This is a genomic window from Kitasatospora sp. Ki12 (assembly GCF_054601375.1).
Window position 1 is genome coordinate 1,874,020 of the sequence record NZ_BAAIHT010000003.1, and the last position, 22,801, is coordinate 1,896,820.

At 73.5% G+C, this 22,801-nt stretch carries 14 protein-coding genes; 4 read left to right on the top strand and 10 right to left on the bottom strand.

The window, feature by feature from the left end; translation table 11 throughout:
• Positions 1 to 108: 108 nt before the first annotated feature.
• The 3 genes from ACYP53_RS38830 to ACYP53_RS38840 form a co-directional block, all read right to left on the bottom strand.
• Positions 109 to 3,222: a hypothetical protein gene (locus ACYP53_RS38830; RefSeq protein ID WP_459650855.1), complete on the bottom strand. Its 3,114-nt coding sequence runs from the start codon at positions 3,220 to 3,222 to the stop codon at positions 109 to 111.
• Complete coding sequence (locus ACYP53_RS38835; RefSeq protein ID WP_459650856.1) at positions 3,222 to 5,093, bottom strand: HSP90 family protein; 1,872 nt, start codon at positions 5,091 to 5,093, stop codon at positions 3,222 to 3,224. Before ACYP53_RS38835 ends, ACYP53_RS38830 begins: the two co-directional genes overlap by 1 nt.
• Positions 5,094 to 5,233: 140 nt before the next feature.
• Positions 5,234 to 6,271, bottom strand: coding sequence for a hypothetical protein (locus tag ACYP53_RS38840; protein ID WP_459650857.1), 1,038 nt, complete (start codon positions 6,269 to 6,271; stop codon positions 5,234 to 5,236).
• A gap of 269 nt (positions 6,272 to 6,540) precedes the next feature.
• Between ACYP53_RS38840 and ACYP53_RS38845 the strand changes: the two genes are divergently transcribed.
• Complete coding sequence (locus ACYP53_RS38845) at positions 6,541 to 7,008, top strand: hypothetical protein (RefSeq protein WP_459650858.1); 468 nt, start codon at positions 6,541 to 6,543, stop codon at positions 7,006 to 7,008.
• Between the two features lie 78 nt (positions 7,009 to 7,086).
• On the opposite strand, the gene ACYP53_RS38850 is transcribed toward ACYP53_RS38845, so the two are convergent.
• Positions 7,087 to 7,890, bottom strand: a complete 804-nt coding sequence (locus ACYP53_RS38850) for a hypothetical protein (protein ID WP_459650859.1) — start codon at positions 7,888 to 7,890, stop codon at positions 7,087 to 7,089.
• A 257-nt stretch (positions 7,891 to 8,147) separates the two neighbouring features.
• Between ACYP53_RS38850 and ACYP53_RS38855 the strand changes: the two genes are divergently transcribed.
• Together ACYP53_RS38855 and ACYP53_RS38860 are read left to right on the top strand one after the other, a co-directional pair.
• Positions 8,148 to 8,678, top strand: coding sequence for an RNA polymerase sigma factor (locus tag ACYP53_RS38855; protein ID WP_189914027.1), 531 nt, complete (start codon positions 8,148 to 8,150; stop codon positions 8,676 to 8,678).
• 137 nt (positions 8,679 to 8,815) lie between these two features.
• A complete protein-coding gene (locus ACYP53_RS38860; protein ID WP_189914028.1) occupies positions 8,816 to 9,715 on the top strand; it encodes an alpha/beta fold hydrolase in 900 nt (299 codons plus the stop codon).
• Here the strand turns inward: ACYP53_RS38860 and ACYP53_RS38865 are convergent.
• Together ACYP53_RS38865 and ACYP53_RS38870 are read right to left on the bottom strand one after the other, a co-directional pair.
• On the bottom strand, positions 9,701 to 10,243 hold the full coding sequence (locus ACYP53_RS38865) for a hypothetical protein (protein ID WP_459650860.1): 543 nt from the start codon (positions 10,241 to 10,243) through the stop codon (positions 9,701 to 9,703). The two genes, ACYP53_RS38860 and ACYP53_RS38865, sit on opposite strands and share 15 nt — an antisense overlap.
• A gap of 172 nt (positions 10,244 to 10,415) precedes the next feature.
• Positions 10,416 to 11,858 carry a glyceraldehyde-3-phosphate dehydrogenase gene (locus ACYP53_RS38870; RefSeq protein WP_189914030.1) on the bottom strand — a complete coding sequence of 481 codons (1,443 nt, stop codon included), beginning with the start codon at positions 11,856 to 11,858 and terminating at the stop codon, positions 10,416 to 10,418.
• Between the two features lie 465 nt (positions 11,859 to 12,323).
• Between ACYP53_RS38870 and ACYP53_RS38875 the strand changes: the two genes are divergently transcribed.
• Entirely contained in the window at positions 12,324 to 14,501 is a 2,178-nt protein-coding gene (locus ACYP53_RS38875; RefSeq protein WP_459650861.1) for a UvrD-helicase domain-containing protein, read from the top strand.
• Here the strand turns inward: ACYP53_RS38875 and ACYP53_RS38880 are convergent.
• The 4 genes from ACYP53_RS38880 to ACYP53_RS38895 are packed head-to-tail and all read right to left on the bottom strand — an operon-like array spanning position 14,491 to position 22,727.
• The gene (locus ACYP53_RS38880; protein WP_459650862.1) at positions 14,491 to 15,747 is read right to left on the bottom strand and encodes a TIGR02679 family protein; all 1,257 of its coding nucleotides are present in this window, start codon (positions 15,745 to 15,747) and stop codon (positions 14,491 to 14,493) included. The genes ACYP53_RS38875 and ACYP53_RS38880 overlap by 11 nt on opposite strands.
• On the bottom strand, positions 15,744 to 19,859 hold the full coding sequence (locus ACYP53_RS38885) for a TIGR02680 family protein (protein WP_459650863.1): 4,116 nt from the start codon (positions 19,857 to 19,859) through the stop codon (positions 15,744 to 15,746). Before ACYP53_RS38885 ends, ACYP53_RS38880 begins: the two co-directional genes overlap by 4 nt.
• A complete protein-coding gene (locus ACYP53_RS38890; protein WP_459650864.1) occupies positions 19,856 to 21,130 on the bottom strand; it encodes a TIGR02678 family protein in 1,275 nt (424 codons plus the stop codon). The genes ACYP53_RS38885 and ACYP53_RS38890 overlap by 4 nt, the downstream gene beginning before the upstream one ends.
• Positions 21,123 to 22,727 carry a TIGR02677 family protein gene (locus ACYP53_RS38895; protein WP_459650865.1) on the bottom strand — a complete coding sequence of 535 codons (1,605 nt, stop codon included), beginning with the start codon at positions 22,725 to 22,727 and terminating at the stop codon, positions 21,123 to 21,125. The genes ACYP53_RS38890 and ACYP53_RS38895 overlap by 8 nt, the downstream gene beginning before the upstream one ends.
• Positions 22,728 to 22,801 lie beyond the last annotated feature (74 nt).

The following is a 22,801-nucleotide window of genomic DNA, read 5'->3' on the forward strand; positions in this document are numbered from 1 at the left end:
ACCGGCAGAGCCGGCCGCATGACCGAACCGCAGGCGTGAGGGGCCCCGGGGTGCACAACCCCGGTGCCCCTCACGCCGGTTCAGCACCGGCACCGACCGGCGGCCCGGTCACCGCGACGCCGCGAACCGCTCCCGCAGCTCCTGCAGCACCTGTGCCGCCTCCGGCAGCCCGGCCGCCTCGCAGCGCGCGATGCCGCCCGTCAGCCGGGCCACCGCCGCCCCGGTGCGGCCGAGGTCGCTGCCCTCGATCAGCGCGGCCAGCCGGACGGACTCCGCCCGCGGCGCCTCGGCCCGCTCGCCGCCCCCGTCGTAGACCGCGACGGCCCGCTCGACCTCGGCCAGCGCCTCCTCGTACCGCTCGGCGACGGCCAGGCAGCGCGCCCGCTCGTAGTGCGAACCGCCGCGCAGGTACCAGGCGTTGTACTCCTGGCCGCTCTCCTCGGCGGCCGCGCCGACGCCGTCCGCCTCGGCGATCAGAGCCAGCGCGGAGTCCATCCCGTCGGCGCCCCGGGCGCGCATCGTCGTCCGCGCCAACTCCCGTAGGGTGGCGGCCATCTGGTCGACCTGCGGGGCCTCGCGGTGGGCCTCCCGGGCGCGGGCCAGTGCCGCCTCGGCGGCGTCCCAGCGGTCCGCCTGGGCGAGCGCCAGGGCGGCCTCGCAGGCGACCATGGTGTGGGTCTCCTGGTCCTCCCAGCCGGCCACCAGGTCGGCCAGCCGCAGGTACTCCTCGGCCGCGTCCCGGTACTCCTCCAGTTCGGCCAGGCCGCGGGCGAGGTCCAGCCGGGTCTGGGCGAGCATCCGGACGTCCAGCCGGGCCGCCGACGCGTCGAGCAGCACCGACTCCAGGACGGCCACCGCGTCCGCCGTCCGGCCGGTGTCGCGCAGCACGTCGGCCAGCTGCAGCCGCACCTGGGCGGCCTCCTCGACGGCCTCCGGGCCCTTGCGGTCGTAGCGCGCGGCCGCCTCGGACAGCGCGCGGACCGCACCGCCGAGGTCGCCCACCTGCATGCAGGAGTGGCCGAGCATCATGTACGTCGGCGCGTACGGGTAGGAGTCGTCGCCCCAGCGCGCGGCCTCGGCCAGCGCCCGGTGGAACACCTCGGCCGCCTGGGCCGGTTCGCGGCTCTGCAGCAGCGCCTGGCCCAGCAGACCGAGCACCCGCGGCGTGTGCCAGGGCAGCTCGGCCGCGTCCAACTGGGCCAGCACCTCGCGCAGTTCGGCCACCGCCTCGGCCAGGCGGCCCTGCCGGGCGGCGGCGTCCGCGGTGTACTGCCGGGAGGTCGCGGCCCGCCGGTCGGAGCCGAGCTCGACGGCGCTCCGGTGGTAGCCGCCGACCGCCGCCTCGAAGCGTGCGACGGTCTCCGCGGCGGGCTCCGGCAGCGCCTCGACCAGGTCGTGGTGGGCGGCGTAGGCGCGGGTCTGCAGCACGATCAGGTAGTCGTCGTCGGTCAGCTCGCCGGCCGACCGCAGCTCCTCGGCCCGGGCCAGCGCCTCGTCGAGCGCGGGCCAGTCGGCCGCCTTCGCCTTCGCCTCGGCCTTAACCTCGGCCTTAACCTCGCCCTTCGCCTCGCCCTTCGCCTCGCCCTTCGCCTCGCCCTTCGCCTCGCCCTTCGCCTCGGCCTCGAGCTCGCCCTTCGCCTCACCCTTCACCTCGGCCTCGCCGTCCTCGGCCCCCGACGACGAGTCCTCCGACGACGAGTCCCCCGACGCCTCCGCCACCTCCGACGCCTCGTCGAGGTCGACGATCAGCGTCCGGGTGCGGACCATCAGCGCCGACCCGGCCATCCCCGCCGCCTCGAACAGCGCGGCCGCCTCCAGCAGCCCCGCCTTGCCCTCCGCGTACGCGTCGCGCTCCAGCGCCTCGTGGGCACGCTGCTCGGCGAGTTCGGCGCGCAGCCGCTCGGGGCTGCCGACGGCCGTGCCCTCGGGGTGGACGAAGTCCGCGGCCGCGACCCGCTCGGCGATCCGCTTCCACAGCCGGTCGGAGTCCGGGTGCCCGAGCAGCTCCAGCTCGCGGGCCCGGACCACCAGGGCGGTGAAGTCCTCCGGCTCCGCCTCGACCGCCCGACGCGGCGCGGGCGCGACGGCCGGGACGGCGGCCGTCGTCCCGGGCGCGGCGGCGGCCCGCACGCCCAGTGCCAGCGGCTCGGACGTCAGCGGCTCGACGGCCAGCCGGGCGCGCCGCGCGGCGCCGACCGCGTCGGTGCCGTTGCGGGTGTCGAAGCGGGCGGCCAGCGCGTCCGCCTCGGTGCGCAGGTGGGCGAGCAGGGTGTCCACCGTCCAGGCGGTGCCCGCCGGGCCGCTGACCGCGAGCTCGCCGTGGCCGGCCCGGGCCAGGGCGGCGATCAGCACCTCGACGCCGGTCAGGAAGTCCAGCCGGGCGGCGGCCTCGCCGGTGACCGCGAACAGGTCCCGGTTCTCGGCGAGCAGTTCCAGGCCGCGCGGCTCGTTGCCGGACAGCGCGCAGAACTCGATGTGCCGGGCGACGGCGCCCAGCATCGAGGACTTGCCGCGCGCGAAGCGGTAGCCGGTCAGGTGCGCGGAGCGGGCTTCGTCCGTGCGGCCCCGGCGCAGCAGCGGCAGCAGGGCGACGGACTGGCTGAGGTACGGCTCCAGTTCGCAGGTGCTGCGGCCGCCGAGCACCGGGGCGAGCACCTCCAGGGCCCGGGCGTCGTCGCCGAGGTCGATGAAGTGCCGGGCGCGGGCGCGGGTCTCGCAGGCGGGGCAGTCGCTCATCTCGGAGCGCGGGCGGGCCGTCCACAGCTCGTAGGCGTCCTGGACGCCGACGCCGGTGACCTCGGCCAGGTGGTAGCGCTCGGCGTAGTACGGGTGGAGGCCGTGGCCGGCCGCGCGGTAGCGGTCGCGCAGTTCGGTGAGCCAGCGCTCGACGGCGGCCAGCGGCACGTCCGGGTTGTCCCGCAGCGCGCCGGCCACCCACTTGAAGCGCCAGAACACCTGGTGGCGGGCCCATTCGCCGAAGCCGTCCGGATCCTGGTCCCAGAGCTTGAGCACCCGGGCGAAGACGACCGGGGTCTTGTTCCGCTCGCCGTCGTACTCGTAGGCCTCCATCAGTTCGAGCAGGGCCATCGAGCGGACCTTGGTGTCCTCGAACTGCTCGGCGGCGTCGACGAGTTCCTCGGCGGTGACGGTCCGGGTGCGGCCGTACGGGCGGGAGTCGTTCTCGTGCAGCGCGGCCATCACCGCGTCGGGGGTCTCCAGCATCACGCCTCCTTCGGGCCTTGGTGATCCGGGCCGCCCGCCTCGTGGCCGAGCATGGCGTGGTCGAGCAGGCTGATGAACGACCGGTTGAGCAGGGCGGATTCGCTGGCCTTGAGCGGGCGGCGGGTCATCAGCACGGCCTGTCCGTACAGCGCCTCGACGGCGGTGACGGTCAGTTCGCGGTTGGTCACCGTCGCGGCGCGGCGCACCAGCGGGTTGAGGTGGTTGAGCACCAGCTGGGCGCGGGGCGCCTCGGCGCGCAGCGAGCCGAGGATGTCCGCCCACAATCCGTCGGCCTCGTCGGCGAGTTGGGCGCGGGTGCGCTCGTGCCGGGCCTCCCGGTTGTCGAGCAGCAGGGCGGGCGCGTTGGTCGGGTGGAAGCTGCGCAGGGCGACGTCGCAGTCGAACCGGCCGACCACCTCGCGGGCGATCGCCAGGAAGGCGTTGGCGGCCAGCTCGGCGGCCGGGTCGACGGTGTCCAGGTGCGCGGTGACGGTGCTCGGGTCGAGGTCGGAGACCGAGACGCCGGGGCGGATCTCGGGCAGCCGGTGCACCAGGTCGTGGTCGTAGGTGTAGCCGCCGTTGACCACGCCGAGGCCGGCCGCGCCGGCGATCGGGGCGACCTGGCGGAACTCCTCGACCGTACGGGTCACCAGCACCACCGGGTGGCTGCGGGCGAACTCGTCCAGGGTGACGTTGCCGTCGGTGGTCTCGAACGGCAGCCAGGGCAGCATCATCCGCAGCAACTCGTCGTCGTAGCGCGCGAGTTCCTTGACCGCCAGGTGGTGGACGGACAGGAAGCGGTGCAGCAGCGCCGGGTCGCTCGCGGACAGGCCGGTCAGCCAGTCGCGGATCCGGGCGCCGAGCGCGTCGCGGACGGCGGCCAGCGTCTCGTCGGCGTACAGGCCCTCGCGGGAGGCGGTCGGGCGCAGGCCGTCGGTGTCGACGACGCAGCGGACGAAGAACGCCCAGTCCGGCAGCAGTTCGTCGGCCTGGTCGGAGAGCAGCATGCCCTTGAGGTGCACCCGGTGGCCGTTGCGGCGCGAGGGCGGGGCGGCGTCCGGCAGCACGTACGCGACGCCGCGCAGGCCGACCAGCGGCAGGTCCAGCTCGATGGTGTCGAGCGGGGTGAAGTCGAAGGTGGCCCGGCAGTGCTCTGCGAGCGCGTCGCGCCGGGCCAGCGGGGAGCCGTGCCGCTCGGCCCACGGCGGGGTGCGGTTGACCTGGTGCTCGGTGCCGTTCGCGTCGATCACGGTGACGTGGTGGCGCAGCAGGCCGCCGAAGTCCCGGGCGAGGGTGAGCACCCGGCCGGGGCGGGTCCACTCGGCGGCGTCGGCGCGCGGGGCCAGGGTGACGGTGGTGCCCGGCTCCGGCTTGGCCTCGGCGGGCAGGGTGCGGATGGTGTAGCTGCCGTCGGAGCTGCCGCGCCACTCGATCACCGGGGCGTCCGGGTCGGCGGCGGAGCGGGTGACCACGGTGATCTCGTCGGCGACCACGAAGCAGGCGAGCAGGCCGATGCCGAACTGGCCGATGAAGTCGCCGCGGGCCTGTGCCAGCCCGGCGCCGTCCAGTCGGCCGTCGGCGTCGCGCTTGGAGCTGCGGCCGATGGTGGCGAGGAAGGTGTGGACGTCCTTCTCGGTCAGGCCGACGCCGGTGTCGGTGACGGACAGCTCGTCGTCGGCGCGGACGGTGATCCGGGCCGGCGCCCCGGGGTCGAGGGCGCGGCGGGCGGAGATCGCGTCCACCGCGTTCTGCAGCAGCTCGCGCAGGTAGACCCGCGGGCTGGAGTAGAGGTGGTGGGAGAGCAGGTCCACCAGGCCGCGCAGGTCCACCTGGAAGGTGTGCGCACTCGTCGGGTTGTCGGTTGGGGACACCGGAGGCTCTTTCGATCGCGGGGCGGGTGTGGTTCGACAGGGGCGCGGCTCGGCGCGTCAGGAACGCCGGGAGTGCCGGGAGTGCCGGGAGCACCGGGAATTCCTGGAGTTCCGGGAATTCCGGGCGGACTCGGCCGGCATCAGTACCCGGCGCAGCGGTCGCGGTGGACCCGGAAGCTCTTGACCGGATCCCCCGAGAGGTAGTGCCAGGGCGACTCGGTGACGGCGCCGTCCAGCGCGTCGAACAGCAGCCGGGCGGTCTTGCGCTGGTCGGCGAGCGAGAAGGCCATCGCGAAGGAGTTGAAGGCGCCCTGCCAGCCGCGCTCCGGCGTGAAGTCCGGGTGCAGGACGGACCGGAAGGCGGCCTCCTGCAGCTCGGCCAGCACGGTCGGGCTGGTCAGGTAGGCGTGGTCCTCGCCGTCCGGGAGGTCCAGCCAGTGCTCCAGGTGCGCGAGCGCCACCAGCTCGCCGAGGTGGCTGCCCTCGGGGGCGGCCAGCATCGCCGAGCGGGCGAAGTCGTGCATCTCCTCGTGCAAGCCGCCCCACTTGGCGCACAGCTGCTGCAGTCGCTGCCGGTGCGTGCCCGGGTGCCCGGGCGCCCGGCGGACGGCGGCCTCGAACCGGCAGGTGGCGATCTCCGGGCCGAGCGAGGCGCCGCGGGCGCTGATCTGCAGGAAGTACCAGGGGGCCAACCAGGACGGCTCGCGCTCGGCCGCCGTCAGCAGGTGCTCCTCGGCGGTGTCCAGGCGCTGGTGGAACAGCTTCCACTGCTCCTCGCCCACGTGCTTGGCCCGGGCGCCGGTGCGCGCCTCCCAGGCCCAGGTGATCTGCCGGGCGCCGGACAGCAGCAGTGCCACCGCGTCGTCCGGGGTGTCCGTGAGGACGCGGCCCGTCCACTCCTCGACCCCGGGCACCTCGGCGACGGCCCCGGCGAGGTGCGTCAGCTCCGCGCCGTCCTCGACGGCGGCCAGCGCGGGGCGCAGCGCGGCCCAGTCCCCGGCGGCGGCCTGCCCGAGCACCCTGCGAAGGGACTCGTCCCCGAAGGTCGGGTCGAGCCTCGGCTCGGCGCCGCGGGCCGCCTCGGCCGCCGCGGCCCCCCGCCGGCCGAACCCGAACCCGCGGCGCCCCGCACGGTCCTGCGCGCCTTCCCCGCCGGAGCGGCGTCGGAACAGCGGCATGTGTGTGGCCCCCTCGAACGTCATCGGCATCTTTCGCATGGCCGCACTGCGGCCACCCGAGATGAGTACATATCACGCTCGACTGACATCCGTTTCCCCAGCCCAGCACCCTCCGGGGCCGGTACGGTCCGGCCCGGGCGTGACCCGGCGGGCGGGGGCGGCGCCCGGTGGGCACTGGCGGGCATCGAGGGTGACATCTTGCTGCCTGACAGCTATCCGCCACCGTCCGCCGTGCCCGCACCGACCGGCGTTCCGTCAGTCTTGGGAACGTGCACGCCATCCGCTTCCACCTGCGCGCTCCCGACGGCCCCGCCCGCCTGCCGCGCGGCACGGACCACCCGACTCCCGAGACCGTCCGCGAGGGGCTGGAACGCGGGCTGGCGACGGGGCCGGAGCAGGGGCCGGCAGGCGGACCGGCAGGCGACGGGCAGAGCGGCCCGCGCAGCCGGGTCCGGATCGGGCACGCCAGGATCCTGACCGGCCCCGGCACCGTCGACGCGATGGTCTTCACCCTCGCCGACCGCCCGTCCACCGCCGAGGCCGCCCTGACCGCCGCCTGCGCCGGACTCACCGGCCCGGCCGGCCCGCTGCCCGGCTGGCGACTGGCCCACTGCGCGCTCGACGGCCCGCTCACGCCCGGACCGCTCGAATCGCTCGAACCACTCGGACCACTCGGACCACTCGGACCGCTCGATCCGCTCGGAGCTCCCGGGTACCCGGGGCTGACCTGGCACTGAGCCCCGACGGCCCGAACCCCGACCGCCCGAACCCAGACGGCCCGTACCCCGGCACCTCGTCGGCCCGAGCCCCGGCGCTCAGCCCAGCGCGGGCCCGGCGTCGGGCGTCTTGCCCGCCTGCGCCTGCTCGATCCGCTTGACCAGCATCACCGCGAACCGCCGCGTCGCGGCCACGTCCACCGGGCCGCCCTCGGTGGTCACGCTCGCCACCACGGTGCCCGAGCGCACCACGATGCCGACGCCCTCGCCCTCGGCCAGCGGTCCCTGGAAGGCCTGGCTCTCGCTGCCCAGCGCCGGGGTGTCGACCTTCTTGAACGGGCCGGCGGCGTACGAGGCGTAGGTCTCCTTCAGCCGGTTCTTGGCCGCGTCCCGGCTGGGCAGGGTCTCCACGATGAAGCGGGTGACCACGTCGCCCGAGGAGAACCGGACCGACGCGCTGAGCGGCTTGCCCGCGCAGGAGGTGGCCGCGGTGCAGGTCACGGCGTGGTCGGCGGTGTCGACCTTGCGCTTCTCCTCCTCCCACCCGGCCATCACCTTGGCGTCCGGCAGCACCTGGCCGACCAGCTTGTCGTCCAGCAGCGCCGCCTCCAGGTCCGCGCTGGGGGCCGCCGCGGCCGGCGCGGGCGCGGACGCCGGTGCCGAAGCCGCCCCGGACGCGGCCGCGGAGGCCGCCGCGGACGCCGCCGAGGGGTCGGCCGGGGCCGTGGCCGCGGGCGCCGACCCGGTGGCCGTACCGGCGGCCGTGCTCGCGACCGCCGCACCCGGCGTCCCCGAGGCCGTCCCCGCCGCGGTCTTCGACCCGCCGGACGAGCACCCGGCGAGCACCGCCATCAGCACCCCGGCCGCCACTCCGGCCGCCATCCGCCGACCACTCATCCCCATCGCCCGCTCCCTCCGGCTGTCAGTGACCCCTCAACATAGCCGCAGCTCCGCCCGCCCCCGCCGCCACCCCCGCGCCCGTCGCCGCCCCGACCGCCACGCCGGTCACCGGCCCGGCCGCCACCCCGGTCACCGCCCTGCCCGCCGCACCGGCCCCCTCCCCCGTCCAGTACGGTCCACCCGGGGCGACGCTCGGCGGCGATCAGTGACGGTCGGCGGCGATCGACGAGGATCGGCGAGGATCGGCGACGGGGGACGACATGACAGGCGCGGACAGCCCACGACCCGACCTCACCGCACTCGTCCGGGCCGCCCAGCAGGGAGACGCCCTCGCACTGGACGAGGTGCTGAGCCTGCTGATGCCGTACGTCGGGCGTGTCTGCGCGCCGATCGCCCTGCAGGACGCGCCGGACGCCGCCCAGGAGGCGATGATCGCGATCGTCCGCAACCTGCGCCAACTCAAGTCCCCCGAGGCGCTGTTCGGCTGGGCCCGGGCCATCGCCGCCCGCGAGGCCGTCCGCTTCGCCACCCGCCGGTTGCCCCGTCCCGCCGCCCCCGCCGACCAACCCGACCAACCCGACCAGCGCGACCCCGAGTTGGCCACCGACATCCAGGACGTCCTGGAACGCCTGCCACCCGACCACAGGGCAGTTCTGACGCTACGTCATATCGAAGGACTGGACGAGAAGTCCGTGTCCGAGATCCTGGACCTCCCACTCGGCACCGTACGTTCACGCCTCTTCCGCGCCCGCCACGGCTTCCGCGCCGCCTGGGGAACCGGAGACGGGTGAGCCCGAAGAAATCCACCGCCTCCCGGGATTGCCTCGCCCCTCCCGCCCCTCCTCTCTTGAGAACGGCCACTCTCGAGCACACCGCCGTCTCGACAACACCGCTTGTCTCAAGAGCATCGCAGGAGAAGGAGACCCCGATGACCGACCCCCGCCCCCGCCCGCTGCCCGACCTCCCCGGCGTCCGGCACGACCACCTCGACGTCGACGCCGACGGCACCGTCCTGCACCTCGCCGAGGCCGGCCCGAGCACCGGCACCCCACTGCTGCTCCTCCACGGCTTCCCGCAGCACTGGTACGCCTGGCGGCACGTGGTCCCCCTGCTCGACGGGGAGTTCCGCCTGCTCTGCCTGGACCTCCCCGGCTTCGGCTGGTCGGCGGCCCCGCGCCGGGGCGGTCACACCACCGACGACCGCGCCCGCCTGGTCCTCGCCGCCCTCGACCGGCTGGGCCTGGACCGCGTCGGCCTGGTCGGCCACGACTGGGGCGCCTGGACGGGTTTCGAGCTGGCGCTGCGCGCGCCCGAGCGGTTCACCGGCCTGCTCGCGCTCAACATGACCCACCCGTGGCCGCGGCAACGCGCCCTGCTCGGTACGGCCTGGCGGTTCTGGTACACCGCGCTGCTGGAGTACCCCGGCGTCGGCCGCCGGGTGGTCCGCCACCGACCGGGCCTGCTCGCCCATCTGCTCCGGCGCGGCGTACCCGCCGATTCCCCTTGGCCGGACGATGAGTTGGCCGAATACGTGGCGGCGGGCAGCACCCCCGGGGCGGCCCGCGCCGCCGAGCGGCTGCACTGGGGCTTCGTCGTCCGCGACATCCCGCGGCTGGCCCTCGGCCGGTTCCGGCACCGCCGGCTGACCGTCCCGACCCGGCTGCTCGGCGGTGAGCTGGACCCGGTGGTCCGCCCCGCCCTGCTCTCCCCCGTCGGCGCCCCGGCCGACGACCTGACGGCCGAAGTCCTGCCCGGCTGCGGGCACTTCCTGCCGCACGAGCGCCCTGGGGAGGTGGCGGCGGCCGTCCGCCGACTATTCGCGGCCTGACCCGATCCGCCGCTCCAACCGGTCCAGCAGCACCTCGCCGCGCCGGTCGACGAGCTTGCCGAAGAAGCGCTGCACCGGCCCCGCGCCGGGCACCCGCACCGCGGCGAGCAGGGCGAACCGCGTCCCGTCTCCGTCCGGCACGGCGGCCATCCCGCCGAGCAGCACCCGGCTCTGCATCAGGCACCAGCCGCTGCGCAGCACGATCTCGAACCGCTCCCGGTGGCCGAGCACGCTCACCGCGAGCCCCTCCAGCCGATCCCCGCCCGGTCCACGACCGCCGTCCACGCCTCCACCGTCATCCCTGCCACCGTCATCCCCGCCACCGCTCGGCGGCCCGACCTCGAAGGAGCGCAACCCGCTGATCAGACCCGGCAGTTCACCGGACAGGTCGCTCACGACCGGCCACACCGCGTCGAACCCGGACGCGAGCCGCCGCTCGGCGAACAGCGGACGTCCGGGGGCGGCCGCCGCCATCACCCGCAGCCGCCGCACCGGGTCCAACTCGACCGTCGGCCACCCGTCCGTCATCCCCCACCCCTCCCAGCACCGAAGCCCGAAGCCCGAGCCCCGGCCCTGGAAGCCCGACCGGAAACCCGCCTCGCACCGTACCGCCCGGCAATGCCCCGCAACGCCCCTCGATACGCCGAAGGGGCGGCGACCAAAACGGTCACCGCCCCGCCGACGAGGTCCCGCGGTCCGGTCAGACCGCCGGAGCCGGGTAGGTCGGGTACTCGACGCCCGAAATGTACTGCACGACCCGGACGACCTGGCACGAGTAGCCGAACTCGTTGTCGTACCACAGGTAGAGGATCGCGTTGTCGCCGTCGACCTTGGTCGCGCCGGCGTCCACGATGGAGGCGTGGCGCGAGCCGATGAAGTCGCTGGACACCGCGTCGGGCGAGTCGATGAAGTCGATCTGGCGCTTCAGCGGCGAGGTCAGCGAGACGTTGCGCAGGTACTCCAGGACGTCCTCGCGGTTGGTCTCCCGCTTGAGCTGGAGGTTGAGGATCGCGATGGAGACGTCCGGCACCGGCACCCGGATCGAGCTGCCGGTGATCTTCGCCTTGAGGTCCGGCAGGGCCTTGGCGACGGCCGAGGCGGCACCGGTCTCGGTGATCACCATGTTCAGCGGTGCCGAGCGGCCGCGACGGTCGGCCTTGTGGTAGTTGTCCAGCAGGTTCTGGTCGTTGGTGAACGAGTGGACGGTCTCCACGTGGCCGCGGACCACGCCGTACTCGTCCTCCATCGCCTTCAGCGGCGGGACGATGGCGTTGGTGGTGCAGGAGGCGCAGGAGATGATCTGCTCGTCCGGCTTGATCATGTCGTGGTTGACGCCGTGGACGATGTTCGGGACGTCGCCCTTGCCCGGCGCGGTCAGCACGACCTTGGCGATACCGGGGCGCAGGTGCTTCGACAGGCCCTCGCGGTCACGCCACCGGCCGGTGTTGTCGATCAGGATCGCGTCCTTGATCCCGTACTCCGTGTAGTCGACCTTGGTCGGGTCGTCGGAGTAGATCACCGTGATCTCGTTGCCGTTGACGACGATCTTGTTGTTCGCCTCGTCGACGGTGATCGTGCCCTGGAACTGGCCGTGGATGGAGTCCCGGCGCAGCAGCGAGGCGCGCTTGACCAGGTCGTCGCCGCCACCGTTGCGCACGACGATGGCCTTCAGCCGCAGACCGTTGGCCGAGGCCTTCTCGATCAGCAGGCGGGCGACCAGGCGGCCGATGCGGCCGAACCCGTACAGCACGACGTCCTGGGCGGACCGGCGCTCCAGCTTGTTCGCACCGGTGGCACCCGCCACGGCCTGGGCGGTGAACTCCTCCACCGACAGACCGTGGTCGTCCGCCTTGTACGTGGCGGCGAGCATGCCGATGTCGATCTGCGAGGGGCCGAGGTCCAGAGTGGTCAGGGCGCTCAGGAACGGCATCGTCTCGGTGACCGAGAGCTCCTCGCCCGCTATCTGCCGGGCGAAGCGGTGCGTCTTGAGGATGCTGACCACCGACTTGTTCACCAGGGAACGGCTGTGGCACAGGACGGTGACGTCCCGCTCCCGGTGCAGCCGCCCGATGATCGGGATCATCGACTCCGCGATCTCCTCGCGGTTCTTCCAGTCCGTGAACACGTCGTCGTTGACAGTCACAAGTCCATCTTTCGAGCTGAGGGTGTTGCGCACATGGTAGCTTCGCCCGCCCCCACCCCAGCGGCCGGGCCCACCTCCCCCGACCTCCGCCACCCCTCCCACCTGCACGTTCTCCGGCGCCCCCACCCCAGAAGGTGATCACCGCCACCCTCGTACCCCACCCCCGCCCACCACCGGCGGGGCCCGCGGGAGGCGGACCGGAGGCCCCGGCCCACCCGGGCCCGATCCGGTCCAATCCGGCCCGCCCCGGTCCTATCCGGCCCCATCGCCCGTTCGACGAGACCGAGGCGGGCGGGACCGGCCGCGGTGGCCGAACGAGATCGCGGGGGTCGAACTGGCGGAAGCGAAGCCGGAGCTGCACCCGTCCTTCGCGCCCCGGGTGCTCGCCGACCGTGCGCGCCGGGTGATCGTCCGGGCGGATACAGTGATCGAACGCCCGAACGGACAGAAGCACGAGGGGGCCGCGTGGCGACGCTGGGCATGCACCGGGACTTCCTGATGGAGTTCGCGGGTTTGGAGAAGTCGGTGCAGCGGAGGGTCTTCGAGACCTTCGAGAAGTTCACCGGGGCGACGCACACCGGCGCGCATCTGGAGAAGATCACCCACCAGCGGGACCCCCGGATCCGGACCATCCGGATCACCGACTTCTGGCGCGGTGTCGTCCTCAAGGCCGATCAGGGCGACGGCTACCTGCTGCTGAAGGTGCTCCCGCACGACAAGGCCAACGACTGGGCCTGCAAGCACCGGGCCTCGGTCAACGCCGCCACCCAGGGTGTGGAGATCCGCAACGACGTCGCGCTGGAGCGGGCCACCGAGTCGCTGCGGACCCGGGCCTCCGACGAGCCCCGGCGGCTGTTCGCCGACCGGTCCGACAAGGTCCTGCGCAGCCTGGGGGTCGACGAGGAGATCCTGCCGATCATCCGGCTGCTGCCCGACGAGGCCCACCTGGAGGCGCTCCACCGGGTCCTGCCGGAGCAGCAGTTCGACGTGCTGATCGGCCTGGCCAGCGGCATGGAGCCGGCCGACATCGACCGTGAGATCGTCCAGGCGTACGCGCGGGCGGCGGCGCCGGTGGGCGCTGCGCGGTCCGGGGACGGGCTGGTCTCGGCGATGGCCCACGCGCGCGGCCGGGTCGCCCTGGTGTCCTGCCCCGAGGAGTTGCTGGAGATCCTGGAGCGCCCGTTCGACGCGTGGCGGATCTTCCTGCACCCGGCCCAGTACCGGATCGCCTACCGGGACTCGTTCAACGGGCCCGCCCGGGTCAGCGGCGGCCCGGGGACCGGCAAGACGGTGGTGGCCCTGCACCGGACGTACCACCTCGCGCGCCGGCTGCCGCCGGACGCCCCCGACGGGTCGGTGCTGCTCACCACCTACACCAAGGACCTCGCCGCGGAGCTGGAGCGCTGCCTCGCGCTGCTCGTCACGGACGAGCGGATCAGGGCGAAGGTCCGGGTGGTCACCGTGGACGCGCTCGCCAACGAGGTCCTCCGGCGTTCCCGCGGCGGCGCTCCGCTGAAGATCGTCCTCAACCAGCGCGCGCTCCTCGCCCGCTGGGGGCGGATCGCCCGCCGGCTCGGGCTCGACTTCACCGACGTCTTCCTGGACCAGGAGTGGCGGCAGGTCGTCCTGGCCCAGGCGGTCGAGAGTGCGGAGCAGTACCTGAAGGCGCCCCGGTCCGGCCGGGGCACCTCCCTCGGTCCGCTGAAGAAGGCCCAACTGTGGCGCGCGGTGGCCGCGTTCGAGGAGGAGCTGCGGCAGGCCGGGGAGTGGACCTTCCTCCAGGTCTGCGCGCAGGCCGCGCGGGCGCTCGACGGACAGCCGGACCGCCCGTTCCGGCACGTCGTGGTCGACGAGGCGCAGGACCTGCACCCCGCGCAGTGGCGGTTCCTGCGCGCCCTCGTCCCGCCCGGGCCGGACGACCTGTTCCTCTCCGGCGACCCGCACCAGCGGATCTACGGGAACAACAAGGTCTCGCTGCGCGCGCTCGGGATCCAGGTGGTCGGGCGGTCCTCCCGGCTGCGGATCAGCTACCGGACCACCCACGAGATCCTCAGCTGGTCCGCGTCCCTGCTCACCGGCGAACGCCCGGACGACATGGACGGCGGGGAGGACTCCCTGGTGGGCTACCACTCGACCCTGCACGGCGCACACCCCGAGACCCACGGTCACGCCGACAAGCCCGAGGAGATCCGGGCGCTCGTCGCCCGCGTCGCGGAGTGGACCGCCTCCGGCGTGAGCCCGGAGGACATCGGCGTGGCCACCCGGACCGTCCAGCTCGGCCGCGACATCGCCGAGGCCCTGGAGCGGGCCGGAACGCCCGCCGTCCTGCTCGGCGACGCGCCCTCCCCCGGCGTGCGGATCGGGACGATGCACCGGATGAAGGGGCTGGAGTTCCGCTGCGTCGCCGTGGCCGGCGTGAGCGAGGGGCTCGTACCGTTGCGCAGCGCGCTCACCCCGGAGGACGCGGACCCGCAGCAGCACCGGGAGGACCTGAACGGCGAGCTGAGCCTGCTCTTCGTGGCGTGCACCCGGGCGCGGGAGGCGCTCTCGGTCTCCTGGCACGGCACGCCCAGTGTCTTCCTCGAACCGGTCTTCCCCGCTCAGGCGGCGCTGCCTCGGCCGGCCCGGCTCCTCACGTCGTGACGGAGTCTCCGGCCAGGTCCGCGATCAGATCATCCAGGACCAACTCCTCCTCGATGCGCCGGCCCGAGGCCAGGAGTGCCGAGGACAGGTCCGGGTCCCAGGGCGCTTCGGTCGGGGTTCCGGTGAGGACCGCGGTAGCCGGGTTGGCGGCGATGGCCGCGCGGTAGTCGGCGGTCGCGTACCGCCACGGGGTCCACGGGAGGTGGGCGAGCAGGCGGGTCGCGATCCGGATGCCGCCCCAGTCGAAGTCGCCGTGGTAGTGCAGGTTCCAGCCGGCATCGGCGTAGAGCTTCAGGAGGCGCAGCGCGGCCGTGCTGGGCTGCCCCTGGAGACAGACCAGCGGGGCGCCGTCAGGGCCGAGGCGGTCGGCGGCAGCCAGGACGACGGTGGGGTTCTCGCACACGTACACCTCGCCGCCCCGTGGTGGACGGGGGGCATCGCGAAGGAGCTGGCGAAGGGTCAGCACCATCGGCTGCCCGACCGCCCCGAGGGCGTTGAGGGCTTGCCCGGTGGCGGTGTCCGGGTCGCCCGGCAGGTTGAGGGCGAGGACCTGCGAGGAGATCTCGTCGAGCAGGATCCCCGCTGCCGCCCAGGCATCGCGCCGGGCTTGGGCTCCGTCGCCGTACGTGGTGCCGGTCAGGGCCCGGATGGCGTCCAGCGTGAGGGTCGCGAGCGGCCCGTGGTCCAGGGCGTGAGCGCTGCCGAGGTGTTCGGCCGCGAAGGTGCTGAGCGAGCGCGGCGGCGAGGCGGGCAGGTACGGCAGCAAACGGGCGAGGCCGTCGAGCAGTGACGTCGCCTCCTCGGGGCCGGCGGCCAGGCGCCGGACGAGACCGGTGGCGTGAAGTGAGGAGTACCAGTCCGCGAGTTCGGACCGGGCGGCCACCACGGAGGCCAGTGCGGCGAAGGCGCTGTCCCAAGCCAGGGCCAGCCGGTCGGCGGTCTGCTGCCGGGGAACGACGGGTCCGGTGAGCGCGACGACCGCGGCGGCCAGACCATCCGGGCTGGCGCCGCTGGCGCGCAGCACCTGATCCACGGCCGCCAGCGACACGGACAGTGACCGACCCGGTCGGGGTGCCCGGCCCAGGAGTCGGGCGACGGCAGCTCGTTCGGCATCGGCGGCACCGGTGAGGGTGACCGTACCGTCAAGTGGCCGGCCCTCCTCCATCCGCCGACGCGTTCGGTCGAGCAGCCAGGTGAGTTCGGGTGAGCCGAGCAGGCGCTGAAGTCGCGGAACGTCCGTGGTCACGAGAACACGCTCTCCTGCCGTGGACCCGGCACCTCCCCGTCGGCCACGCGCGTCCGCCGACGTCCGTCCCACTCCCAGCGGGTGACCAGGACCGCGGCGATCTCGTCGACCCGGGACAACTGGGCGATGGCCAGGCCGGGCACCTGCGGGTAACAGCCCCATTCACGTTCGGAGGTCATCACCACATCCAGATCGAAGGCAGCGAGCAGACCGAGCGACTTGGCACGGGAGTCGTCGTCCACGCCCGCGAACGCCTCATCCAACGTGACCAGACGCGGCGCGTGCGGGTTCCCGGCCGAGGCGTAGTGCGACGAGGCCGCCGCGAACAGCGGGAGTGAGACGGAGAGCACCCGTTCGCCGCCGGAGGCCGGACCGGTGGCGGACTGCCATTTGCCGTGTTGGTGGCGTTCGATTCCGAACTCATGCCACGACCGGTAGTCCAGGGCCGTGGTGAGATGCTCCAGCCAGGTTCCGGACGGGTTGTCGGTGCGAGCACGCTCGATCTGAGCCTGGAGGAACTCGCCGAGCGCAGCCCGGTCGGCGGCCGTCCAGGCGTCCGAAGACTGACGCAGGAGGCGTTCGCGGGCGGCTGCCAGCCCGCCGGGAGCGTTGCGGGCGAGCCGCCAGACGAGCCGCAGCAGCATGCCGGTGCTGGTCGGGCGGTCCGTGAGCTCCCCGTTCATTCGCAGGACCTGTTCCTCGGCGGCGGTGACCAGTTCCTGGAGGGTCCCGGCGACCTCGGTGATCAGATGGTTCTCCAGGATCTCCTGTTCCCGGGCGGAGAGCAGCTGCTGCCGGTCGGCGACCTCGGCGGTCAAGGCGGCGGACAGCTCGGGGACCGAGCGTTCACGCCCTTGGAAGACGATGTCGACGACCAGGCCTTCCTCCAGCATCCGAGCCGCCGCGGTGTGGCCGTGGCGAGCGAGGGCGTCGGAGAGGTCCTTGAGCTCCTCGGTGATCCGGCGCTGGACACGTTCCCAGGCCGGATCGGCGTCGTCGACGGACTCCAGCTCACGCTCGACGGCCCGGGCCAGGCGGACGGCGGGTTCGGGAGCCCAGGAGTCGGCGGCGTGCTCGGCGGCCAGGTCGGGCAGGGCGACGGCGAGCAGGCCGGTGGCGGCGAAGCGGCGCAGCGCGTCGATCGCCTCGGCGCGGGTGCGGGCGGTGTCCTCGATCTCGGTACGGACCCGGTCGCGCAGGGCATCCGCGGCGGCGCGCCGGCCGGTCGCGTCGTTCTGCGCCCGGCGGGTGTCTCGCTCATCCTGCTCGCAGTCCCGCAGTGCGGCCTTCACTTCGGCGAGTCGGTGTTGCAGCTCGGCAACGGCGGCGCCGACAGTGGCGGCGAGCGTCTCGTGGCGTTCTCCTGCCGTGACGGCCTCACGCGCCGCGTCGCGCGCGCGTTCGGCCAGATCGGCGGCGTGTTCGGCGGCGCGGCCGTGATCGGCCGCCTCGCTCGCCAGTGCGGTGTGGGCGGCGCGGGTCTCCCGTACCGCGGGCCACAGGGCGGCCAGGGTCTCACGGTAGGAACCGAGATCGTCCCGAGCCTCCCGGAGGCCGACGCCTGTGACCGGAAGGCCGAGTTCCTCGGCCAGGCTGTGCAGTTCGGCCGTGGACTGCACGGCGAGGCTCGCAGCCGCGGCGGCCACCCGCTCGGCCTCATGGCGGTGTTCGACGGCCCGGGCATGTTCGCGGTGCGCCGCCACCGCGATGGCGTGAGCACTGCGCAGGGCGGCGTCGTCCGGAAGGGCGGCCTGTTCGGCCGCCAAGGTGCGCAGGTCCGCCTCCAGCTGCTCCGATCGGGCCGAAATCTCCTCCAACTGTTCCGCGATACGCGCCAGTTCGTCATCGATGACCCCCATCCGGGCCCGCCTGGCCTGTTCCCGGGCGCCCTCACCGAGGTACTCGGCGGCAGGCTTGGACCAGGCCCCGGTCAGCGAGCCGAGACGGAAGCGCCCGTCCGGACCGATCCAGCTGCCGTATCCGGGCATTTCCGCACCCGGGGGCAACAGTCCGATGCCTGCGAGCAGCCGGGAGACCAGCTCGTCGGACAGTGCGGCCGCAGCCGGGTCGGCGCGGTCCACCGCGGGACGCAGCACCACAGCCAGCGAAGGACCGTCGACCGGCACACCGACGGTCGCCCGGGTGTCCCAGATGCCAGTGGCCGTCACCGTCTCGTCCGGCGCAACCCAGGCGTCCAGCAGGCCTGACGCCTCCAAGGCGGCTTCCAGGCCGGCTGTCTGCTGCGGCGTCAGACCTTCCGTGAAATCGACCAGATGCCACAGCGGTGCGCCAGGGCGGCCTTCCCTGGCCTCGGGCGAGCGGGTGTACGGCGCCCGCGGCCCACGCCGGCCGCCCGCGCGCAGCTCGGCCAGTTCGGTCCGCAGCCGGTCGCGATGCTCACCCACGTCCCGCTGCTCGGCCTCCAGGACGGCCCGACGGCGGGCCAGGTCGGCCCCGACCGAGGAGGCGACCTGCTGCGCGGCCACCCGTGAGGGATCGGCGCCGGCCAATGTCCCGCTCCATTGGCCGAGTTCATCGAGTACACCTTCGATGCCGGCGAGGCGAAGCAGAGTGCATGCGCGGAAGTGCGAGCGAACGGCGGCGACATAGTCCCGGCCCGCATGCACTGTGGTCTCCTCGGCCTCGGCCCGCAGCTCGGCTCGGTGGGCCAGGTCTCCGTCCGCGTCCTCCAGGCGACGGCGGGCCCGGTCCGACTCCCGAACCGCTTCCTGCGCGGTCGCGAGGTGCTCCTCGACCAGGGTGATCGAGCGCTGGCGGCGATCGGTGAGATCGGCAGCGGGACGCTGCACGGCTTCGGGCGCCTCACCCTCCGCCAACGGGAGTGCGACCCGGTCGGTGTGCTCCCTCCCCAGCCCGGCCGCCGTCGCCGCGGCACCCGAACGGTCCAGCGCGCCGTCCCGTGATCGCTCCGCGGCCGCGGCCCGTGATCGCGCCGCACCCAGCTTGGCCGCGAACCGTGCCAGTTCGCCCTCGGCCCGGAGTCGGTCCACTTCCGTGCGGCCGGCGTCCTTCGCCGTGCGCTCGGCCGAGGCGGCGGCTTGGTCCAGCTCGCGGGCGCTGCGCATCTCCGGGCCTGCCCGCAGGGCTTCGTCCCTGGCCCGGAGCCCGGATCGCAGCCGGTCCAGTTCCTCCAGCCGCGTCTCGGCTTCGGCGAGCGCGGTACCCGCCACCTCGAAGTCCTGTTCAGCGGTGTTGAGTTCGGCGCGCAGAGCCTCGTACCGGGAGTGCTGGGCACGGGGGGCACGGGCCTTCCGGCGGGCAGCGACCCGGGCATAGCGGCGGTAGTGCTGGAGGAAGGCTCCCGCGGCACGCTCAGCGGCTGCCATGACTGCGAGTTGTTCCTTCTCCTCGTCCAGCGAGCGGAACGCCTCCGCGACGTCGGCGACCACGGCCTGGTCCATCGGCGGCAGCGACTCGGTCAGGGCCTGGGAAAGCGCCTTCTCACTGGGCCGCTTGGACAGCTGGGGCTGACGCAGCTGGACCAGCAGATCGACCAGGGCCGCGTACCGCTGCTCGCCCAGGCCGAACAGGGCTTCGTCCACCGCGCGCCGGTAGGCCCGCGCCGAGTCGTACATCAGGCCCCGTCCGCCCAGTGCCTCGGCCAGCCGATCCCGGCCGACAGCGACACCGGTGGAGTCCACCAACCGTAGCTCCGGGCCGATCCGCTGGTCGGTCACGAAGTACCAGTGGCGGGCGATACCCCGGCCGCTGACCGCCTTCAGGCCACAGCCGAGCGTGGCGTAGTGCGCGGTCCCGTCCTGGTCCAGGCGACCGAACTCGATCCAGGTGTAGCCAAGCCGCTCCGAGTGCGGATGCTCGCCGCCCAGCAGCAGGTTCCACTCCATCCGCTTCTTCGGGTCGGCGTCCGGCTCGACCCGGTGTGAGGAGAGGTCTCCGTCCAGCAGGAAGGGCAGGGTCAGGGCGAGCACCTTGGACTTGCCGGTGCCGTTGTTGCCGCGCAGGAGCAGTCGCCCGTCGCGGAAGTGGAACTCCTCCTGGTCGTAGTAGAAGAGGTCGACCAGCCCGAGCCGGAGCGGCTGCCAGCGGGGGCGGCCAGGCAACGGCAGCCGCGCTTCGACGGTGGTTTTCATCGGTTCCTCGTGCCCTTCGTACGACCGGCCGTCGTCTTCGCGTTCTTCCGTGGGGCGCTCTGACCGGGCTCCAACAGGACTGCCTCGCCGACCCGGTAGCGGTCCAGGGCGGGTCTGGGCCGGACCGCGGCGGCACCGTCCGGACCCGCCACGCGTTCCAGCAGCCCGAGCGCGACCAGCCGCTCCACGGCTTGTCCGGCCAACTCGGCCTCGGCGCCGGGGACTGTCGCGCTGCGCCGCCAGAAGCCGACGTGCTCCACCGCCCAGTCCGCCACCCGCTGGTGCAGGTCAGTCAGCGGGACCGTGCCGCCCCGGTCGGCGAGGTACTCCGCCACCAGCAGCGCCACGTGGCCGTCGGTGCCCGACTCCGGCATCCGCAGGTCCGTCAGATCGTCATCGGGATCGACCATCGCCAGGCCTTCCGCCCTCACCTCCGGTACCAGACCGGTGAGTTCGCCGATGCGCCGGGTCAGCGCGCCGCGCTGCGAGGCGAGGTACGCGCTCTCACTCCCGGTCAGCCCCTCGAGGTACACCACGGGGTCGTCCAGCAACCGGCGGGTCAGGCTGTGTCGCAGCGCCCGGTTCCGCAGCTCGTCGCTGTCCGGCAGCACCTCTGCGTTGAGTTCGGCCAGCCGCTCGTCGAAACCGGGTGCGCGAACGGTGCTCGGGCCGCGTCGGGCGACGAGCAGGACGGCGAGCACGCGGCGGTCCACGTCGTACAAGGCGTCCCCGGCCGACTTCAGGAAGGCCTCCTCGTCGCCCGCGACCTTGGCGAGCACACCCCATTCCAGGAGCAGCCGGACCACGGCCACCAGGTCGGTGCGCTGCTCCCGGTCGACCAGGGTGAATTGGACGCCGGCTGCGTCGAGCGCCGGATCGGCGGCCGCCAGCACGACCTGCTCGGCCAGCCGCCCGAGCGCGACCTGCTGCTCGGCCCGCTCCAGCACCGCCAGGCACAAGCACACCAGAACGTAGCGACGCCGCGAGAACGGCAGGCCGGTGCGCTGGTCCCTGGCTGGGTGGGTCGGGTCGTCGGATCGACCCGGAATGCGGCGGAGCCGGGCCACCTCGCTGTCCACCAGGAGCCCCCACCCGGTGTTCCGTTCGAACCACCCGCGCAGCTCCGTCGCGTGTTGCCGTACCAGCCGGAAGTCGTCGGCATGGGAACCGCCCGCGCGAAGCAGCGGGCGGTTCAGCAGCGCCCGCGCGGCGCGCCGCGCCTCCGCCACACGCTGCGCGGCGAGGGCGTCCCCCAGACGGTCGTCACTCATGGTCGGCCCCTACCGGCTCTGGCCGACTGGTCAGGTCGACGATTTCGACCAGGTGCTCCGGACCCCAAAGCACTCCGTCGAGCGTGCTGATCTCGGCGATCCCGCCGCCGTGCACCCTGGTCAGCCTGATCTCCATCGTCCCGTCGTTGGTGGTGGTCGAGACGGACTCCGTGCCCGGCCGCCAGGCCGACAGGGCGTCCCCGAGCAACAGCAGGAACAGCCGGAACGCCTCACGGTCGAGCACGTCCAGGTCGCTGAGCCGCACCGCTCCGCTGGTCACCAGCCGGGCCCGGACCGCCGCCGTCTGTTCGGCCTGCTTGCGGGCCAGCTCGGCCAGGTACGCCTTGGCCTCGCCGCGGTCCTGCACCGCTGCGCGGCGGCCACGACGCTCGTACGAGCCAGTGCGACGCAGCTGCGGACTGATCCGCACACCCGGCGCATCGCGCCAGGAGGCGGACGCGGGCACCGGATCGGCCTCACGCTCGGTGAGAGCATCATGATCGATCGTGAGGTGCCTGGCTGAATGAAGTCCGAACGCCGAGCGCCACAGCCGGTGCCGGCTGTCGTCGTCCGGCGCCTCCGCGAACCACCGGGCGAGTTCACGGAAGTCCGCCGAGCGATCCGAGCGACCTGCCCGACGCTCGTTCAACGCTCGAACCACATTGAGCAGTTGGGGAATCGCCTGGCGGGCGGCCGAACGCAGCAGCTTGGCCTGGGAACTTCGACCGGGCACGCTGAGGAACCAGGCCCGCAGCCCGTCCCAGCGTCCGGTCCAGCGGCGCTCCGCCGCGGCCAGGGCTTCGGCCGCCACATCGGGCGCCGCATCCGCGGCCTCGCGTTCGAGGGCGAGGCGCAGCAGTGGCGCGACCGGCCCCCGCTGCGCCGTCCCGAGGTCCCCCAGCAGCGTCGCGATCTCGGCACCGCGAGTCACCAGATCCTCGATGAACCGCTCCAGGTAGTCGATCAATCGCTGTTTGTAGGCCAGGAAGACCTCGACGTCGGCCTCGTGCAGGTCGATCGTCCGCTGCAGCGAGTTCATGAACGCGCGGGCGTTCTCGGCCAGCCCTGAGAAGCGGTCCACCAGGGCCAGCAGCGTGAGGTGCGACGCCGTCGGGTCCGGCTCGTCACGGTCTGCCAGGGCCAGCAGTGCCCGCAGGTGGACGGCGATGTCGGCGAGTGCGACCGCCTGCAGCTCGCCACGCCGACCGAGCGCCGCGTCGTAGGCGCCCAACGCCTCCTCTGCGGCCTCTCCGGCCCGCGTGAGCTGGTAGATGTACCGGGACCGGTAGAAGTCCTCCAGTGCCGTCACCCGGCCGGTGTCCGGATCCGCGCGGAGATTCCCCCACTTGGCGAGCCGTTCCAGCGCGGTGGCGACAGCTTCCAGGGAGGGCCGCTCCTCCGATGCCAGGCCGAGGTGGATGTCCTCCGGGCGCAGGTGGACGGTGAACTCCTGTTTGGCTCGGACGAAGACCCCCATCACCTGCCGGTAGAGCTCGCAGTTCTCGGCGGCGAGGTGCGCGAACGGCCGGTACCGCTCGCCGGCTCGACCCGGGCCGCCGACCGGCAGGCTCGAACTCAGGTCGTCGGCACTGGTCATGGGCGTCATTGTGCCGGACGACCGTGTTCACTCGAACCAGTTCGCCGAAATCAGGGCGTACCGGCGGAGGATTT

Bases quoted from the DNA above. Each gene is read 5' to 3' on its own strand.
- ACYP53_RS38830 (WP_459650855.1), bottom strand. From the start codon at position 3,222: ATGCTGGAGACCCCCGACGCGGTGATGGCCGCGCTGCACGAGAACGAC.
- ACYP53_RS38840 (WP_459650857.1), bottom strand. From the start codon at position 6,271: ATGCCGCTGTTCCGACGCCGCTCCGGCGGGGAAGGCGCGCAGGACCGT.
- ACYP53_RS38850 (WP_459650859.1), bottom strand. From the start codon at position 7,890: ATGGGGATGAGTGGTCGGCGGATGGCGGCCGGAGTGGCGGCCGGGGTG.
- ACYP53_RS38855 (WP_189914027.1), top strand. From the start codon at position 8,148: ATGACAGGCGCGGACAGCCCACGACCCGACCTCACCGCACTCGTCCGG.
- ACYP53_RS38860 (WP_189914028.1), top strand. From the start codon at position 8,816: ATGACCGACCCCCGCCCCCGCCCGCTGCCCGACCTCCCCGGCGTCCGG.
- ACYP53_RS38865 (WP_459650860.1), bottom strand. From the start codon at position 10,243: ATGACGGACGGGTGGCCGACGGTCGAGTTGGACCCGGTGCGGCGGCTG.
- ACYP53_RS38885 (WP_459650863.1), bottom strand. From the start codon at position 19,859: ATGAAAACCACCGTCGAAGCGCGGCTGCCGTTGCCTGGCCGCCCCCGC.
- ACYP53_RS38890 (WP_459650864.1), bottom strand. From the start codon at position 21,130: ATGAGTGACGACCGTCTGGGGGACGCCCTCGCCGCGCAGCGTGTGGCG.
- ACYP53_RS38895 (WP_459650865.1), bottom strand. From the start codon at position 22,727: ATGACCAGTGCCGACGACCTGAGTTCGAGCCTGCCGGTCGGCGGCCCG.